15 protein-coding genes are annotated in these 17327 nt (G+C 64.3%); 7 read left to right on the plus strand and 8 right to left on the minus strand.

Features of this window, described 5'->3' with window-relative positions:
- The first annotated feature begins 2 nt into the window (after positions 1 to 2).
- From FAZ69_RS20005 to FAZ69_RS20035, 7 genes are read left to right on the plus strand one after another with little or no spacing between them, the layout of a single operon-like run.
- Positions 3 to 632 carry a LolA-related protein gene (locus FAZ69_RS20005; protein WP_136896803.1) on the plus strand — a complete coding sequence of 210 codons (630 nt, stop codon included), beginning with the start codon at positions 3 to 5 and terminating at the stop codon, positions 630 to 632.
- Positions 632 to 3148: an MMPL family transporter gene (locus FAZ69_RS20010; RefSeq protein ID WP_136896804.1), complete on the plus strand. Its 2517-nt coding sequence runs from the start codon at positions 632 to 634 to the stop codon at positions 3146 to 3148. Before FAZ69_RS20005 ends, FAZ69_RS20010 begins: the two co-directional genes overlap by 1 nt.
- Positions 3145 to 4053, plus strand: coding sequence for a polysaccharide deacetylase family protein (locus tag FAZ69_RS20015; protein WP_136896805.1), 909 nt, complete (start codon positions 3145 to 3147; stop codon positions 4051 to 4053). The genes FAZ69_RS20010 and FAZ69_RS20015 overlap by 4 nt, the downstream gene beginning before the upstream one ends.
- Entirely contained in the window at positions 4050 to 5249 is a 1200-nt protein-coding gene (locus tag FAZ69_RS20020; protein WP_136896806.1) for a beta-ketoacyl-[acyl-carrier-protein] synthase family protein, read from the plus strand. The genes FAZ69_RS20015 and FAZ69_RS20020 overlap by 4 nt, the downstream gene beginning before the upstream one ends.
- Positions 5246 to 6070: a beta-ketoacyl synthase chain length factor gene (locus tag FAZ69_RS20025; protein WP_136896807.1), complete on the plus strand. Its 825-nt coding sequence runs from the start codon at positions 5246 to 5248 to the stop codon at positions 6068 to 6070. The genes FAZ69_RS20020 and FAZ69_RS20025 overlap by 4 nt, the downstream gene beginning before the upstream one ends.
- Positions 6067 to 6567: a hotdog family protein gene (locus tag FAZ69_RS20030; RefSeq protein WP_136896808.1), complete on the plus strand. Its 501-nt coding sequence runs from the start codon at positions 6067 to 6069 to the stop codon at positions 6565 to 6567. The genes FAZ69_RS20025 and FAZ69_RS20030 overlap by 4 nt, the downstream gene beginning before the upstream one ends.
- A gap of 38 nt (positions 6568 to 6605) precedes the next feature.
- A complete protein-coding gene (locus FAZ69_RS20035) occupies positions 6606 to 6941 on the plus strand; it encodes a hypothetical protein (protein WP_206171220.1) in 336 nt (111 codons plus the stop codon).
- A gap of 61 nt (positions 6942 to 7002) precedes the next feature.
- On the opposite strand, the gene FAZ69_RS20040 is transcribed toward FAZ69_RS20035, so the two are convergent.
- The 8 genes from FAZ69_RS20040 to FAZ69_RS20075 form a co-directional block, all read right to left on the minus strand.
- Positions 7003 to 8151 (minus strand): TadG family pilus assembly protein, encoded by a 1149-nt coding sequence (locus tag FAZ69_RS20040; protein WP_136896809.1) that lies wholly within the window; start codon positions 8149 to 8151, stop codon positions 7003 to 7005.
- A gap of 11 nt (positions 8152 to 8162) precedes the next feature.
- Positions 8163 to 8576, minus strand: a complete 414-nt coding sequence (locus FAZ69_RS20045) for a TadE/TadG family type IV pilus assembly protein (protein WP_240702349.1) — start codon at positions 8574 to 8576, stop codon at positions 8163 to 8165.
- Positions 8577 to 8966: 390 nt separating this feature from the next.
- Entirely contained in the window at positions 8967 to 9395 is a 429-nt protein-coding gene (locus FAZ69_RS20050; RefSeq protein ID WP_136896811.1) for an ACT domain-containing protein, read from the minus strand.
- The gene (locus FAZ69_RS20055; protein ID WP_240702350.1) at positions 9392 to 10771 is read right to left on the minus strand and encodes a sensor domain-containing diguanylate cyclase; all 1380 of its coding nucleotides are present in this window, start codon (positions 10769 to 10771) and stop codon (positions 9392 to 9394) included. Before FAZ69_RS20055 ends, FAZ69_RS20050 begins: the two co-directional genes overlap by 4 nt.
- Before the next feature lie 241 nt (positions 10772 to 11012).
- Entirely contained in the window at positions 11013 to 12428 is a 1416-nt protein-coding gene (locus tag FAZ69_RS20060; RefSeq protein ID WP_136896813.1) for an MFS transporter, read from the minus strand.
- A 69-nt stretch (positions 12429 to 12497) separates the two neighbouring features.
- Positions 12498 to 15197 (minus strand): aldehyde dehydrogenase family protein, encoded by a 2700-nt coding sequence (locus FAZ69_RS20065; RefSeq protein WP_136896814.1) that lies wholly within the window; start codon positions 15195 to 15197, stop codon positions 12498 to 12500.
- Positions 15194 to 16471, minus strand: a complete 1278-nt coding sequence (locus tag FAZ69_RS20070; protein WP_136896815.1) for a GNAT family N-acetyltransferase — start codon at positions 16469 to 16471, stop codon at positions 15194 to 15196. The genes FAZ69_RS20065 and FAZ69_RS20070 overlap by 4 nt, the downstream gene beginning before the upstream one ends.
- A gap of 367 nt (positions 16472 to 16838) precedes the next feature.
- Entirely contained in the window at positions 16839 to 17276 is a 438-nt protein-coding gene (locus tag FAZ69_RS20075) for a CHRD domain-containing protein (RefSeq protein ID WP_136896816.1), read from the minus strand.
- Positions 17277 to 17327: the final 51 nt, after the last annotated feature.

Below are 17327 nucleotides of genomic sequence, written 5' to 3' on the forward strand. Positions count from 1 at the left end.
GCATGGTCCGCATTTTCGGCTTGCGGCTGCGCGCCGCCGGATCGCTCGCGGCGCTTGCCGCCGCCGTGCTGGCCTTGAGCACGTTGCCGCCCCACGCCCATGCGGCCGAGACGAACGCCCCGAACTGGACGCTCGACCAGCTCATGTCGACGCTCGCGCAGTACAAGTCGCGCCGCGCCACCTTCGTCGAGCTCAAGTACCTCTCGATCACCGCGCAGCCGGTGAAGTCGTCGGGCGAACTCGTGTTCATCGCGCCCGATCACCTCGAGAAAGTCACGACGAGCCCGAAGCCCGAGCGCCTCGTCGTGGACGGCGACATGCTGACCGTCGAGCGCGGCGAGCGCAAATACACGCTGGCGCTCGCGCGCTATCCCGAGCTGTCCGCGTTCATCGACAGCATCCGCGCGACGCTCTCGGGCAATCGCGAGGTCCTCGAGCACGTCTACCAGGTCGCGCTCGCGGGAAGCGGCGACGGCTGGACGCTGACGCTCACGCCGCTCGACTCGCGCACCCGCAAGGTGGTCCGCACGATCACGCTCGACGGCGCGCGCGGCGCGCTGCACACCGTCGCGATCGAGCAGGCCGACGGCGACCATTCGGTCATGCAGCTCCAGGAAGCCGCGAGAGAGTGATGCAAGAACCCGCGCTGCCACGACGATCCGCGCGACCGTGCTTGCGCACGGCGTTGCGCCAACGCGCGGTGCAGATCTGGCTGCTGTTGCTGCTCGCCTGCGCGTTCGTCATCCATCGCGCGAGCTTTACCGCCGACCTCTCCGCCTTCCTGCCGCACGCGCCGAGCGCGGAGCAGCGCGTGCTGGTCGACCAGTTGCGCGACGGGGCCGTCTCGCGCCTGATGCTGGCCGCGATCGACGGCGGCGACGCCGCCGGACGCGCCGCGCTGTCCAAGCGCGTGGCCGCGACGCTGCGCGCCGATCCGCAATTCGCGTCGGTCAATAACGGCGAGCCCGTCAACGATGCGCGCGATCAGCAGTTCATCTTCGCGCATCGGTATGTGCTGAGTCCGTCGGTGACGCCGCAGCGTTTCACGGCGGACGGTCTGCATCAGGCATTCGGCGACAGCATCGACCTGCTGAGCTCGTCCGCGGGCCTGATGACGAAGTCGCTGCTGCCGCACGACCCGACCGGCGAGACGGCCGCGATCGTGAGCCAGCTCGACAGCGGCGCGCAGCCGGTGTCGCAGGACGGCGTCTGGGCCTCGCGCGACGGCGCGCGCGCGGTGCTCGTCGTGCAGACGGCCGGCGCGGGCTCGGACACCGACGCGCAGGCGCGCGCGATGCAAGCCGTGCGCAGCGCCTTCGGCTCGGCCTTGCCCTCCCCGGCCTCGCCCTATCGCCTGCTGCTCTCCGGTCCCGGCGTGTTCTCCGTTCAGACGCGCGACACCATCAAGCACGACGTCGAACGCCTGTCGAGCGTGAGCCTGGCGCTGATCGTCGGCCTGCTGCTCATCGTCTACCGCTCGCCGCTCACGCTCGCATTCGGGCTCCTGCCCGTGCTGTCGGGTGTCGCGGCCGGCCTTGCGGCGGTGAGCCTCGCTTTCGGCACGGTCCACGGACTGACGCTCGGCTTCGGCACGACGCTCATGGGCGAGGCCGTCGATTACTCGATCTATCTGTTCGTGCAGTCGTCGGGAGCCACGGCGCTCGCGCGCGGCTCGGACTCGATGCGCGAGTGGATCGCGGCCAATTGGCCGACCATCCGGCTCGGCGTGCTGACGTCTGTCTGCGGCTTCGCATCGATGCTGTTTTCGGGCTTTCCGGGCCTCGTGCAGCTCGGGCTCTATTCGATCGCGGGGCTCATCGCCGCCGCCGCGGTGACGCGCTACGTGCTGCCGCATCTGCGCGGCGAGGCCGGCTCGATGCGCGATGTCTCGCGGCTCGGCGGCCTGCTCGTGCGAGCGCTCGCCGCCGCGCGCGCGCTGCGCTGGCCGCTCGCGGCGCTGCTGGCGGCGGCCGTTGCGATCCTCGCGCTGCATCGCGGTGAGCTATGGGGCCGCGAGCTTGCCGCGCTGAGTCCCGTGCCGGCGCAAAGCCAGGCGCTCGACGCCAAGCTGCGCGCCGATCTCGGCGCGCCCGACGTGCGTTTCCTGGTCGTCGTGCCAGGCGCGAGCGAGCAAGCCGCGCTCGAAGGCGCGGAAAGGATCGCCGCGCGGCTCCAGCCGCTCGTGGACCAGGGCGTGCTCGCGGGCTTCGAGACCCCCGCGCGCTACCTGCCGAGCGAGGCCACGCAGCGCGCGCGCCTCGCGAGCCTGCCGCCTGCCGATGCGCTCGCGAAACGCGTCGATGCGGCGCTCGCGAATCAGGCGGTCGACATCAAGCCCGACGTCGTGAAGCCCTTCATCGCCGACGTGGAGAACGCGCGCGGGCAGCCGTTGCTGACGCGTGCCGACCTGCGGGGAACGTCGATGGCGCTTGCCGTCGATGCGCTGCTCACCGAACGCGGCGGCCAATGGAGCGCCATGTTGACGCTGCGCGCGCCGTCGGGGGCGAGCGGCGAAGCGCAGCCCACAACAGACACAAAGGCTGCAAAGGCCGCAAAGACCGCGCAAGACGCCAGCCTCGATGCCGGCGCGACCCGCGCCGCCGTCGCTCGCGCGGGCGTGCCCGGCGCGCTCTTCGTCGACCTCAAGGCCGAGGCGGATCGCCTCTACGTGAACTACCTGCGCGAAGAGATCCGCCTGTCGCTCGCAGGCTTCGCCGCGATCGTCGTGCTGCTGCTCGCCGCGCTGCGCGATCCGGCGCGCGTCGCACGCACGCTGGCGCCGCTCGTGGCCGCCGTGCTCGTCGTCAGCGCGGGGTTCGCGCTCGCGCACGTGCCGCTCACGATCCTGCATTTGATCGGTCTCCTCCTGATCGTGGCGGTCGGCTCCAACTACGCCTTGTTCTTCAACCGGAGCGCGCAACACGGCGACGCCGCGCGCATCGGCCCGTCGACGCTCGTCTCGCTGCTGATCGCGAACCTCGCGACGGTCGCCGGATTCGGCCTGCTGGCGCTGTCCCGCGTGCCGATGCTCGAATCGTTCGGCTTGACGGTCGGCCCCGGCGCCATCCTCGCGCTGGTGTTCTCGGCGATCCTGGCGCCGCAGGCGCCGCACGAACATCGGAGCCCGCAAAACGAGGGCACGTCATGAAGCCGACAACAACAACCATCGAGCAGGCAACCTCCAGCGCAGGCATCGGCGTGCGGCGCTGGAAGCCCACGCCGCTCGTATCGGGGACGGTCGCGCTGCATGCGGCGGCCGCGGCCGCCGTGGCGGCCGAGCCCGCGCTGTGGCCCTGGGCGGCGGGGAGCGTGGCCGCCTCGCACGTGGCCCTGGCGACGGCGGGCCTCTGGCCGCGCAGCCGCCTGCTCGGACCGAACTGGACGACGCTGCCGGCCGGCATAGGCGAGCGCATCGCGCTCACCATCGACGACGGTCCCGATCCCGAGGTGACGCCGCGCGTGCTCGACCTGCTCGACGCGTACGGCGCGCGCGCCACGTTCTTCTGCATCGGCGACCTTGCTCGCCGCCACCCGCGCTGCGTGGAAGCCATCGTGGCGCGCGGCCACGCCGTGGAGAACCACAGCCAGCGTCATCGCCACACCTTCTCGGTATCGGGGCTGCGCGCGCTGCGCCGCGAGATCTCCGCCGCGCAGGAGACCTTGACCGCGATCGCCGGCACGCGGCCGCTGTTCTTCCGCGCCCCCGCGGGACTGCGCAACCCGTTCCTCGAACCGGTGCTGTGCGAGCTGGGCCTGCAATTGGCGGCCTGGACGCGGCGCGGCTTCGACACCCGCGCGCGCGAGCCCGATCTCGTCGCCCGGCGGCTGCTGCGCGGGCTCGGTCCGCGCGACATCCTGCTGCTGCACGACGGCAACGCGGCGCGCGACACGCAAGGCCGCCCGATCGTGCTCGAGGTTCTGCCGATGGTCCTGCGCGCGGCGCAAGACGCACAATTGCGCTGGACGACGCTGCGCGCAGCGCACGAAGCCACGACACCCCACGCAGCCGAGCCGCCCGCCGAGGCAGGCCGGCAACCGGATGGAATCCAGTGAACCCGTTACTGCTGACTCACTTCACGGCCACGAGCTGCCTTGGACGCGGGCTCGACGCCACCCTGGAGGCGCTGCTTGATGCGCGCAGCGGCCTCACCTACTGCGATTTCGAGCGCGCGGCGCTCGACACCTGGATCGGCGCCGTCGCGGGCGTCGACGATGAGCCGGTGCGCGCAGGGCTCGCCGAGTTCGAGTGCCGCAATCACCGGCTCGCGCAACTGGGCCTGCTGCAGGACGGCTTCGCCGAAGCCGTCGAGGCGGCCAAGACGCGCTACGGCGCCGCGCGCGTCGGTGTGTTCATGGGCACCAGCACGGCCGGCGTCCTCGAAACCGAGCGCGCGTTCCAGCGGCGCGATCCGGAGAGCGGCGCGCTGCCTGCCGATTTCAACTACGCGTACACGCACAACCCCTATTCGCTCGCCGGGTTCGTCCGCGCGTTCTTCGCGCTGCGCGGCCCGGCGCTCGCGGTGTCGTCGGCGTGCTCGTCGGGCGCCAAGGTGTTCGGCTCGGCGCGCCGCATGCTCGAAGCGGGGCTGATCGACGCGGCCGTGGTCGGCGGCGTCGATTCGCTGTGCCTGACCACGCTGTACGGATTCAATTCGCTCGAGTTGCTGTCGGCGCAGCCCTGCAAGCCGTTCGACATCGCGCGCAAGGGCATCTCGATCGGCGAGGCCGCGGCCTTCGTGCTGCTCGAGCGCGCGGACGCCGCGCCCCGAGCCGGCGATGAAGCCATCCTGCTGCTCGGCATCGGCGAATCGAGCGATGCCCATCACATGTCGTCGCCACATCCCGAAGGCCTCGGCGCACGGCTCGCGATCGAACAGGCGCTGGCTGCGGCGAGCCTCCAGGCGCGCGACATCGACTACATCAACCTGCACGGCACGGCCACGCCAAGCAACGACGCCGCCGAAAGCCGCTCGGTCAACGCCGTCTTCGAGCGCACGCCATGCAGCTCGACCAAGGGCGCGACCGGCCATACGCTCGGCGCGGCGGGCGCGCTCGAAGCGGTCGTCGCGGCGCTGGCGTTGCGTCATCAGTTCGTGCCGGCCGGCGTCCAGACGACGCATCCCGATCCGGCGCTCGGCCTCGACTACTGCCTGACGAGCCGCCCCGCGCGCGTACGCGCCGTGCTCAGCAACTCGTTCGGTTTCGGCGGCACGAATTGCAGCCTGGTGCTGGGGCGGGAGCCATCATGACGACGCGCTTGCACGCATACATCGAAGGCGCCGGGGTGCTCGGGCCGGGCCTGTCCGGCTGGCCGCAGGCCGTGCAGGTGCTCGCTGGCAAGACCGCCTACGAACCGCAGCCCACCGTGCTGCCGCCTCCCTCGGCCTTGCCCGGGCCGGAGCGCCGCCGCACCGGCGCACCGGTCAAGCTCGCGCTGGCGGTCGGCGGCGAAGCGGTGGCGGCGAGCGAGCGCGATGCGGCGACGCTCGCGACCGTCTTCGCCGCATCGGGCGGCGACGGCCAGAATTGCCACGCGGTGTGCGAAACGCTCGCGGGCGAAGACCGCGCGCTGTCGCCGACGCGCTTTCACAACTCCGTACAGAACGCGCCGGCGGGATACTGGGGCATCGCCATGCGCGCGATGGCGCCGGCCAACGTGATCTGCGCCTACGACGGCAGCTTTGCCGCGGGGCTGCTCGAAAGCGTCACCCAGGCCGCGATCGATGCGAGGCCGACGCTCCTGATCGCATTCGATACGGCGTACCCCGCGCCGATCCACGAGATGCGTCCGATCGACGACGCCTTTGGCGTGGCCCTGGTGCTGGCTCCGCAAGCCAGCGAGCGCACGCTGGCGCGGATCGAGGTGCGTCTCACGGACGCGAGCGCGACCACGCTCGCGTCGCCCGCATTCGAAGCGCTGCGCCTCGGCAATCCCGCCGCCCGCGCGCTGCCGCTCGTCGAAGCGCTCGCGGCGCGGCGTTCCGGGAGCGTCGTGCTGGAGTACCTGGATGATCTGCGGCTCGAAGTCGACGTCGCGGTGACGTCTCAAGATAGAGACACGGCGTCATGAGTTCGACTCCCCCGCCTCCCGCCACGCTCGACCGGGCATGGATCGCCGCGCACATTCCGCACAGCGGCGCGATGTGCCTGCTCGATTCAGTCGAGGCATGGAGCGAAGACACGATCCGGTGCGTCGCGACCAGCCATCGCGATCCGCACAATCCGCTGCGCTCGAACGGACGCCTGGCCGCCGTCTGCGGCGTCGAGTACGCGGCGCAGGCGATGGCCGTGCACGGCGCGGCGCTCGGCACGACGCAGGGCCGGCCGCGCGCCGGGCTGCTCGCGAGCCTGCGCGGCGTCGAGGCGCACGTGGCGCGGCTCGATACGCTCGACGGACCCTTGACGATCGAGGCCGAGCGCATCAGCGCCGATGCCGGCAACGTGCTCTACCGCTTCGCCCTGCGCTGCGACGCCCAACTGGTGATGACCGGACGCGCCGCCGTGATACTCGACGCTTCCGGCACGCGGTTGAATTTCGGAACGGCGCAACAGGATCCAGATCGATAATCGCCCCCTCCACACAACACACCCAAGGAAAAGGGATCATGAAAAACACCCGGAAACTGCTGCTGGCCGCGCTCATGGCTGCGGCGTTCGGCCCTGCCGCGCATGCGGACGTCTCGGGAGCCGCCCATCAATTCAAGGAAGACGTGAAGGACGCCGGCAAGGACATCGGTCACGGCGCGAGCGCGGCCGCGCACGCCACGGCCAGAACATCGAAGAAAGTGGGCCACGCGATCGCGCATACGGCGCGCGAGGGCTACGACGCGACCAAGCATGGGGTGCACAAGGGCTACGACGCCACCAAGAACGCGATTCACAACGGCGTGCACGGGTCCAAGACGGCTGAGAAAACGGAACCCGGAAGCGGCACGAAATAACACTGCGGCCGAGCGCGGCCGACGGAACGGGCGGCGAGCCGAAGCCACCGCCCATCGCCCTTCATTGGACCAGATGCGGCGGCGTCAGCGCCCCATACGCCGGCCCGATGCCGCTTCCCCCCTTCGTCTGGCATTTGTCGGAGTTGTTGCTCATCTCCACCACGATGTATTTGTTGCTCCCGCCAGTGGCCGAGTCGATTTTCAGGCAGGCGAACGCCACCACCGGCTGATACGCGCCCGTGGCAAGACTCGAGACGACGGGCACCGTCACGTATTCGCACGATCCGTTGCCGGCCGCGCTGCACGAATTGACGTTGTTGTAGAGCACCGTTTTCGTGCCGGGCGTCATATAGGTTCCAGGCGACTGCCCGATCGCGACCGGGGTCGGGTTGCCGTCCGAGATGAGCGACTGGATGTAGGGCACGTCGTTCGAGGTCGTGCCGAAGGTCGTCCACTGCCCGGCTTCGCACGGCCCGGCATGGTACGACGACGTGATCGCAAACATGTAGGGCTGCCCCGCAGTCTCCACGACGCTCGATGGCTGTCCGCTGGGCGGCGTCGCGCTCGTCGCCGTCTTGGGCTTGTTGTTGGTCGAATCCCAGAACGTGTTGTACATGCATTGGCTCATCGCGACCGGGAAGAGCCCCCCGTTCCCGACGTTGCCCGGATACGAGATGGCCGCGACAGCCTGCGCGCTGACCGGCTCCGAAGAGACCCCGATCGCCCATGCGAGGAACGTGCTCACCGGGCCGCCATTCTGGCCGGTGGACCGGCTGACCTTCACGCTCACCGCCGGCAGGTCATTGGCGCCCGGCGTGTACGGCAACGGCTGCAGCCCGCTCGGCGTTCCGGTCAGGTTCCAGTAGCCGTAGGTCACCGTGCCCTGCGTCATCGTCATGTTGCCGGACTTGTTGAGCTTGATCGCGGATGTCGCCATGTTGGTCGCCGTGGTCCAGTCGGGCTGGGTCGCCGTCAGGTTCCCGCAGACGCTGCGTTGAAAGAGGCACGGCGCGCCGGCGAGGGCCGCCGCATCGACGTCGTTCTGCAATTCGTTGCGCTCGACGAGCAGATAACCGAGATCGATGGCGATCGCGCCAAACCCGAGCAGCGCGAGCATCAGGAACGCGACCGTGATGGCGACGGCGCCGCGTTGACGCCCTGGCGCCTGCGTGCGCGTGCGTCTCGTGAAGCGAGCGTAGGAGCGGTTCATGTCGCCTCCCCTCATTCGTTGTTCATGGTGGTCGTGGCGTTGAGCGCCAACGACCCCGTGAGCGGGCTGATCATGCTGACAAACGAAAGGCCCGTGAAGGTGTAGGCGATGTTCACGGTCAGCGGCGTGCCGAAACTGCCGCCAGCCCCGTTGGGCACCGTGACGGTCGGCGTGGTGGAACTCCCGAACGTGACCAGGTAGTTCGAGAGGTAGTTGGTCGCGACTGTCTGAATCTGCGCCACCGTCGGCTTGGGCGACGACAGCACGACGCCGGCCCTGGCGGCCTCCCGGCTGGCATTGGTCATGATCGCCTGGTCGTACAGCACGAGGCTGAACTCGATGATGCCGAACACGAGTATGAGCAGCACGGGCAGGACCAGTGCGAACTCCACGGCCACGGCGCCCTTTTGATTTCGACGTTTCATGTCGTTGGTCTCCCCCTCGGAATGCATGCCCTGGGGCACCGAGCAGGAGTCGTACCATGCGGGAAAGACCCGCGCCCGATATGGATCGCTCGCCGCCGCGGCTCCGTTGGCGGTCCAAAACGTTTCGCTGCCGATACGGCTGCACGGGTGATACCGGTGCCGCAAACGCGAAGCGGAGAGTCGAGCGGATGCTGAAGAGAAGCCTGGAAACCGGCGCGTGCGATTCAACCGTTTGCAAAGCAACAGAGCGTCGCAGAGGAACCTGTTATTGCGCGAATCCTGTCGAGCCTCGGGCGGCCCCTGGAAAGACGGCAACAGGGCGTTGAATGAGGTCGAGCGCGCACAGGAACGCGCGTCGCGTGGCCGGGCCGAGGCCCGGTCCGATCTGTCTCAGAGGTGAGACGACGCGCAGCCTTGCTGCGCACGCTGTTGCAAAAGCAGCAGTTGCGCGAGCGCACGCTGCGCGGATTCGACAGGCACAAAGATGTGATCGTGAAAGGCCGCCGCGACCACGTTGCAGCTGATTCCGGCGTCGCCGAGCGCTTTCGCGAATGCCGCGGTCAACCCTACGGCCTGCAGATCCGAGTGCACGGTGAGGGTGATCCAGGCGGCGCGAAACAAAGGCTGCAGCCCCGCGCTTAGAGCCGCCGCTTCATCGACGACAAGCGTCAATCCCTCCCGCTCGCGAAACGTCGCCAGCGGAGCCAATTGGCTGATATCGGCATCGAGCGGAACCGACGTGTAGACATAGACGCCTTCGTTCAGCTCGGGATGCATCGATGCGAGAAGCTCGGTGAGGTTACCGATGGGTTGATTCACGACGTTCTCCATTCAGGCTCTTCGGAACTCGCTTCTTCCACCCGGGCCCGTCCCGCAGCCTTGGCTGCATAAAGCGCGCGATCGGCTGCCTTCGTCAGGTCCATCGGCGCCGCGCCCGCTTCCACGATCCGGCTGGCGACGCCGACGCTGATGGTGACGTTGGGACGCCCGGCAGCTCCCGCATTCGGAATGGCGAGCGCGGCGACCGCATCGCACATCCGTTGCCCGATGTGCGCGGCCGATGCCGCATCGGTGTCCGGCAACAGCACCGCGAACTCCTCGCCGCCATAGCGCGCCACCAGATCGGTTCCGCGCCGCGCTGTCCGAACGAGGCACTCGGCGACGAGCACGAGACACCGGTCGCCTTCGACATGCCCATAGTGATCGTTGAATTGCTTGAAGAAGTCGATGTCGATCATCAGCATCGACAGCGGCGAGCTGCCGTGGGCAGCACGCCGCCAGTGCGCCGCCAGCGCTGTCTCGAAGGCGCGGCGGTTGGCGATGCCGGTGAGCGGATCGCTCGTGGCAAGCCGTTTCAGCTCGTCGAGCGCCGCTGCGAGCCGCGATTGCAGGGAGCTGTTTTCGACGAGGAGAAGCAAAAGCACGAAGCTCGCCGCGAACAGCCCGTACATCCTCCCCGCATAGAACCCGAGGTCGTAGCGGCCCGCGTTGAATACGACGCTGAGCGCGACGTCGCAGATCCAGGCGCACAGCACGACCATCAGCCAGAGATCGATGATCGAATGCCATCTTTGCCGCCACAGCACGACTAGGCCGAGGAGACAGCATCCCCAGGCCGTCCCCGCCACCGCGAGCATCTTCGGCGTGTAGTGGTTGCCCGCCATGATGTCCGGCAACAGGTGCGCCCCCGCTGTCGCCAGCGCCGCCAGCGCGGCCCCCGCGCAGAGCACGGCGCCGATGATGATGAAGAGCCGCCCGGCCCCGAGGGGGTTGCCGGCCATCTCGTCCTGTCTGCGCCCTTTGAGGAGCGCGTACGCGATGACGAAGAGCGGGAATCCCGCGTGCCAGAACATATAGATCCAGGCCGTGCTCTGCGCTCCGGCGCCCAGGAGCCCGGTCGGCGAGAACAGTCCCGGAAAGCTCAGCATGTGGAAAAAGGCAAGCGTCGCGGTGTACAAGTACCCGCTCGCCAGCGCGCCGAGCGCGCGGGAGCGCGAGATCACGCATTGCCCGAACAGGAGAACGGAGGTGATCAGGTCGTTGACGATGAGCGCCGATTCGTAGATGGGGATGAACGCCGGCACCGGCTGAAGCGGAATCTTCGAAAACGGGACCGCGGCCAGGAAAACCAGCAGCGAAAGGAGCGACGCGGCTGCGGGAAGCCAGCGTGCGTGCCGGTCCGCGGGCTGTGTCATCGGAAAATCGGCATGCGCCTCGATGAGTCGGGATGCCAGGCTGGGTTGCGTCGTCATTGTGGAAGTCAAAGCGCTGCGTAGCGCAGACTATGAGAGGTCTCAAGCACGGAGGCAAGCGCAGGACTGTCAGTCGATGATGAAAATGCCACAAGGATTTCCTGACAGCGGGCGGCCTTGATGTCCTGGAGTGCGGCCAGATTGGCCCCGCTCCTGTCAAGCGCCAACGCGATACCAGACCGCCTCATGGCGACAGAACCGTCTCCCGCAACAGCATTTTACTGAGGAGGGAAGATGTCCCTACAATGGCCGCGCCAATCCAGAACGCCAACCGGTAGCCGCCTACCAATGCATCGTTCGCCGCCGCATGCGCGCGTATCAAGCTGTCGGTATGCGAAGTCGCAAGGCTGTCCAGCGCAGCGAGCCCCACCGCACCGCCGACCATGAACGACGTATGGAAGATACCCGACACGATCCCTGAATCCGAGGGTTCGACATTGCTCGTTGCAGCAAGCAGAACCGGATTGAATGCGATACCGGCTCCGAATCCAATCAGTACCATGCCGGGCAGCACGTGACCCAGATAGCTGCCGCTACCAGGTGTCTGTGCGAACAGCATCAACCCAAGCGCCGCAACGAGCAGGCCCAATGAAAGCGGGCCGCGAATGCCGAAACGCATCACGATTTTCGGCGACAGGCCTAGCGACAGCGCTGCCATGACCACGTTTGCGGGGAGAAACGCAAGTCCAACCTGAAGCGGCCGATAGCCAAGCACTCGCTGCAAATACAGCGTCATAAAGAAGAACCAAGCGTATATTGCCGCCGCCCACAGCATCCCAACGGCATTTGCGACTGCGACGTTCCGCGAATGAATCAGCGCAAGTGGTATCAGCGGATGCGCCACTTGGCTCTCGATCAAGGTCCAGGCAGTGAATAAAAATATCGAGACACCGAGCAGTCCCATCGTTTGAAATGACAACCATCCTGCAGCGTTACCGTTAGCGATGGCGTAGACCGTAAGCAGCAGCGGCAGAGTGATGAGCAGCGCACCCACGGCATCGAGACGCTTTGCGTGTTGATCGTTGCGCCGCGCGGGTAAGGTTGCAGCGCACGCAATATATACGGCAACTCCGATCGGCACGTTGACAAAAAAGATCCAATGCCAGTTTAGTAGACTCGTCAGAATTCCACTTAGCACTACGCCCACGCTCCCACCGCACGCGTTCACGAATGCGTAGAGCCCCATCGCCTTTGCACGCTCGGCGGGTTCGGGAAAAAGATCGATGATCAACGACAGCGAAACCGCCGACACGACGGCGCCACCCATCCCCTGGAGGGCACGTCCGCAGATCAACAGTACCGGCGAGCTCGCGATACCGCAGGCGAGCGATGCGAGCGTGAACAGCATGATCCCTGCAAGGAACACCTTGCTATAACCATGTATGTCGCCCAGCCGCCCGCCGAGCAGCAGGAAGCCGACAAAGGCCAGCAAGTATGCATTGACGATCCAGACAAGGAATGTCTGGTGGAGACCAAGTTCCGCTGCAATCGAAGGTAGCGCCACATTCACGATCGTCTCGTCGAACACGATCATCAGCATGCCTAGACAGACCGCGAGCAGTGCGATTCTGCGATTTTTTATGGGGAGACCGGAAGTCACCAAAAGGTGTCCTTGATTTTGAAGGCAGTGCACTGCAATTGAGAAAAGGAGACGCAACCGGCGTTCAGATCATCGACTGTCGACCACGCGTCTGACCTTGCCTGTCTTTTCATTGCCCCTCAATGCGCCTGGCGATAACAACGACAGGTTGAAGTGCAGCAAGATTCCATCGGCGAGATATTCCCTGACCTCGTCTGCGATTTCGAGGTACGCGTCCGTGACCGTGACGGCAAGAAGATTCCGTTCATCAGTATTTAGGCCATGCTTGGTTTCGATGCATAGTTCGTAGCGGTCATTCACGCCAATACGGTCAATTCGCAGCTGGTAGACGAGACTGAGCTCGTTGGAGAAACGCTGGCATAGTCTGTCCACATCGGTAACATGAACGTTTGCGCCGCCTACTCGTACCATGTCGTCGCTTCGGCCCAGAAGACGAAAACGAAAATTACTGGCGCCGCAGGTGCACGGCTCCCGCAATCGATATCCGCGGTCCCCTGTACGGACCCGCAATATCGGGAACAGGCGACGAGAGAAATTGGTGACGATGATTTCGCCTTCGTCACCGCAAGCGACCGGTTGACCGGTTTCGCCATCGCAGATCTCGACATACGCATAGCTCTCCAATGCGTGGAACACGCCGTTGGGCGAGAATTCGCACTGGTACCCAATGCACCCGGCATCCACGGAAGCGTAGAGGGGGCTGCGGACGAACTGCGATCCGAAGACCTTGCGGATGTAATCACGCATCGCGTCGCTCATGTGCTCGCCGGCATATACGACCTTGGGAATATGGGCCGCCAAGGCCGGATTGGCATCAGCCACTTGCGCGAGTCGCAGCAGGACCGACGGCAAGCCATAGATTGCCGTTGCACCCAAAGACTTGAGCAGATGCAACAGGTCTCCGGGTTCCGTCGCCCCGCCGATCGGCAGGTTCAGGCAACCGAGTTTTTCCAATCCGTTGTTTACCACCAGGAAAGCGGACCACAAGCCTCCTGCATTGAAGAGGTTTGCGACGCGATCCTCGCTGGTGATGCCGACCGCCTCCATCGTCCGGCAGAAAATTTCCGAGCCTTCGTCCCATTCATCCCTGGTGTAAAGCGCGTACTTGGGTTCGCCGGTGGAGCCACCCGTAGTGAAAAGATATGCCCCTCGTACCTGACTATAAGGAACGGTCAGAAGATCGCTGGAGCGCGGAGGGCCATAGATGTAAAAATCGTCTTTAGTCAACCAGGGAAGTTTGTGGAACGCGTCCCAGTCTTCGATCCCGGCGCCGATTCCCGCCGCGCTAAACCTGCGGGCATAAAAGGGAGCACGCTTCGCCCACTGCGCCAAGGCTTGCAGTGCCGACAGCGTCTCTTCATTGTTTCCCCCCTTCCAAAGGCTATTTCTTCGTTTCGGGGATTCCAGTGAAACTACCCTGCACATGCCGGCAAGAGTCGAGCCTCCTTCGTGCCGGGCCACGGCCATAGGCATATTGGCTCTGCCCGGGTCGACGACACGCTGAACGCCGGCGGCCCACAAACGCTCGGTTATTGCCTTCAGTTCAGATGCGCCGCATGCAACGCTCGCTGTTTGGAGAGAGTGCCGGATTGGGGCCAGGCGCCGCATCAGCTCTTCTTCGTCCCGATAGGGGTAGATCCGCCAGGTCCGGAACGATGACGATAGCTGTATTGGAGCGTCATCATCTTCCCAGAGCAATAGCCAGTCCGGATATCCACTGACGAAGTCACCACGACCTTGGGATCTGGCCAACTTGGCCAGATCCCATGTCGTGAGCATTTCCGCATGCTCATGCTGATTCTTTCCTGACAGAGGAAAACGCCCGGCATAACGTGCAAAAGCAGCAGCCATCCGATGGAGCGATTGTTCCCGGAACGTCCCGGCGTCTTCACCATGAGGGATTTGCAGCAACAGGAACTGGGACGACACACAGCTGACCTGTTCGAATCCGCATGCATCCTCGACAAGCGCGTCAATGACCTCGTCATACCGGGCCTGCGCAGTCATCACCGAAAACGACAGCTTCGGACCGTACTCCAGGACGCGCACACCCGACGGCACGCGTGCCTTGTAATGACGAATGACGTCATCGTTGCCCCAGGCAACCACACCGTCGACCATCTTGCACAAAGCCGATTCGATCAGATCGTCACCGGATGGCCAAAGCACCAGCTGGGCCTGTCCTTTTGGCAACCCGCACGACTCCAGCAACTCAATCAAGATGGCTGCCACCGCCGGAGCGTTGCGCGAAAGCTTGACGATGTTATGGTTGCCGGTGACAAGTCCGTGCAACAAGCTCTCGATGCCTCCAAGATAACTGTTGCCTGGGCTTATATGCAGAATCACGCCAAGCGGACGATACGCGAGCAGCGCTTCCGTCCGGTGTCCTTCGTTGATGGCGTCAAGTGCGCGTGGCAGACCCAGATCCACATCCAGCCTGGTTTGCCAGAGTTTTGGATCCAGCAGCATGGGAATAGCGTCGAGCAGCGCCGGATCAGCATGCCATGTCGTATGCCCTTGCGCGAAATCCTCTATGCAGGCGATTGCCCGTGACCGCCAGACCTGCTCGGATTTCCAACGTTCCATTGCCATGCTGAATACCTGGATCACATCGCGCCCACGTATTGCCAGTGGCAAGCTTGCCCGGCCGCTGGCAACCATAGTCCGAGCGTCAGGTGCGTCTGCCAGCCAACGCACTGCGAATCTGTCGAAATGTGAACTCATCATATGTTCCGGTACTCCACCCCATCGTTCATCAAGCTTTCTCATGCCGCCCCTTCCATTGCGCCGAGCGGAACGTAGAGTGCCTGATATGCTTTCATGTACTCTTTAAGAAAGCGGCGATTCTCTTCACTGATCGCCGATTGGCTGAAATCAATCAGCCTGAAGGTTCTGCTGAAAACAAAATAGTCTTCACGTGAACCGTCATGTGCGAGGCTTGCTGCGGGAAAATAGGCCGTTGGCAAATATCGAGCTGTGTATGCTTGCTGCTGGAGCGCACAATCGTGGGCGCTGATCAACATCTCGATATAGGTGGCGCCGAGACGATCGAGAAGCCGCGCAGCCGCCTGAAGGACCGTGCACGCGTTTGCGTTATCGAACCAGTAGTCGACGATGATCGCTTGTCCACTGCGACTGTTGTGATAGACAAATATCTCCGCGCCAACGCTTTCACATGACAGCAGGAGATTGGGAAATAGGAATAAAGAAAAATTCAGCTTGAGATGCCCCGTTCTTTGGCGTTCTGCATATTTTTGCGCAATTTTCGCGGCATCCTGAATTTCAGACATGCTCAAAGGCGACGTTAGCGGTGGTTTGACACATTCCACAACCTGCGGGATTTCCAGGCCAAAGCTCTGCGCAACCAAGGCGTACATCGGCGCGAGCCTGGAAAACACACGGGTGCACCGACGTCTCGTTTCAAGTGCTCGCGGGGTAACCATAACCTCCAAATTCAGGTGCTCGAAATCCTGAATCCGGATTGCGTTGGGAAGAACACCGGCCTGCTTGAATCCAATCGTTTTGCCCAGGCGCCCTGGCGCGGCATTGGCCGTACGCGTCATCGCATATACCACATCGACGACGCCATTGACGCGTGTGATATGGTCCGTAGCCAATTGCACCATCAAATCCGCAATACTCGACTTCTCGGACATGCTCGGGTTGATATTATCAGCCTCTTCTATCAACTTCTGCTTGCGCGCTCTGCGAATCACGCGCATTGCGACGCTCATGAGCACTACCGCATTCGCGAGTTTCGCCAATCGATGCTGCGCATCGATCCTCGCCAACAAACAGCCTATGGGCGCTGCTTCGCCCTCTAATAGCGCGATCAGCCAGAAGCAACGATGCGGCGTCTCGATGTCACGCCGAATGGCTTCGACGGTTGTGTCAGAAACGAAATATTCTCCACGATATGTTTTATCGAAGAGTGCGCTGATCGCAGACGCATCGCCAGGTTCTGCCTCACGAATTACAAGGTCGCATCCATATAAGCTGCATTTATGATACAGACGCGCACGGGATACATTAACTGAATTCATGACCCGCCCCCTTCTGGGAAAACGAAGCTCTAGAAAAGTCCCTTTAAATCAGCCTCCGAAAAGCCGCAGGAGCATTGATTCTGTCGCAATAGAACGCCGGAATATGAGAATGCTGGCATGCATACGATTTCATATGCGACCAACGAGTGGAACTGCTAGGCGGATATCTGATTATTGCGATCGGTTTTCATCGGCGCTTTGGGCCGGCTTATTGCGGCAGAACCGGCGCCGGCCTGCCAGGCAATAATGAAAATTCCGCAGGGCTTTTCTGACAGTGAGCCGGCGCGCCTTTGCGCTTGAATCGGCGTTTGGCCGAACCGGCGCCCAGAACCTCGGCGCTGCCGCCGAGGTTCTCCCAACCCCGACGTTATTTCACCGCCTCGACCTGGCCGCGAATCTCGCCGCCCGAGTTCGTTGCGGTATGGACGTTGAAATACCAGTTACCCGCGAGCAGATCCTTTTCCTGCGCTTCGGAAAGCGTTGCGTGCCCTTCGATCGGGCTCGGCAGGTTTTTCGCGTCGATCGGAAGCGCCACGCCCGAGTTCTTGCCGGCAGGCGCCGGGCCATGGAAGTGGGCCGCCGTCGCGGGGCCGCTCAGGCCGGCATAGTCGACGTGCCAGCGCAGCTCTTTCGACGACGTGTCGTAGGTGCCCGTCAGCTGGCCATGGCCGTCGCCGGCCTTGGGCGGCACTTCGGCTGCGGTCGTCAAGCCGGCTTGCACCTTGAGGGTGTCGGCATGCGCGAAAAGCGGCGCGCCAACGCCGAGCGTCAGTGCGATGAAGCAAAGGGTGCGATTCAGTTTCATGGTCGATCCGGTGTCTGGTTGCAAAAGATGAGCATTCCTAATTCGATGTTC

Source organism: Trinickia terrae, from assembly GCF_005144415.1.
Taxonomy (GTDB): Bacteria; Pseudomonadota; Gammaproteobacteria; order Burkholderiales; family Burkholderiaceae; genus Trinickia_A; species Trinickia_A terrae.